Source organism: Anaerostipes stercorihominis (assembly GCF_057535655.1).
In genome coordinates this window covers 323,628-324,248 of the sequence record NZ_BAAJCL010000003.1, presented here as the reverse complement: position 1 = coordinate 324,248, position 621 = coordinate 323,628, and the positions used below count along the sequence as shown (strand labels likewise).

At 49.9% G+C, this 621-nt stretch carries 3 tRNA genes and 1 rRNA gene; all 4 read left to right on the top strand.

The features are described 5' to 3' along the window. A 23S ribosomal RNA gene (locus tag AC27EF_RS05425) occupies positions 1 to 290 on the top strand; the annotation flags it as partial. A gap of 78 nt (positions 291 to 368) precedes the next feature. Next, positions 369 to 442, top strand: a tRNA-Asp gene (locus AC27EF_RS05420). 21 nt (positions 443 to 463) lie between these two features. Next, positions 464 to 536: transfer RNA gene (locus AC27EF_RS05415), tRNA-Val, on the top strand. A gap of 8 nt (positions 537 to 544) precedes the next feature. Next, positions 545 to 617: transfer RNA gene (locus AC27EF_RS05410), tRNA-Thr, on the top strand. Positions 618 to 621: the final 4 nt, after the last annotated feature.

The following is a 621-nucleotide window of genomic DNA, read 5'->3' as shown; positions in this document are numbered from 1 at the left end:
CCCTATCCGGCGCAGGCGGAGGAAATTTGATAGGAGCTGTCCTTAGTACGAGAGGACCGGGATGGACGGACCGCTGGTGGATCTGTTGTACTGCCAAGTGCATCGCAGAGTAGCCAAGTCTGGAAGGGATAAACGCTGAAGGCATCTAAGCGTGAAGCCCCCCTAAAGATAAGATTTCCCATAGAGTAATCTAGTAAGACCCCTTGAAGACGACGAGGTAGATAGGGCAGAGGTGGAAGTACAGTAATGTATGGAGCTGACTGTTACTAATCGGTCGAGGCTTTAACCAAAGAAGGTTTGTGAGGGAGAGAGATGTAGGAAAGATTTTGTATGATGTTTTGAGGGTATGTTTTATTCATATCTTGTATGGCCCGGTGGCTCAGCCGGTTAGAGCGCCGCCCTGTCACGGCGGAGGTCGTGGGTTCGATTCCCATCCGGGTCGTTTTATATTTTATATAATTCTGGGATCATAGCTCAGCTGGGAGAGCATCTGCCTTACAAGCAGAGGGTCACAGGTTCGAGCCCTGTTGGTCCCATTTTTTTTGCCGTTGTGGCTCAATTGGCAGAGCAGCTGATTTGTAATCAGCAGGTTACCGGTTCAAGTCCGGTCAACGGCTTACC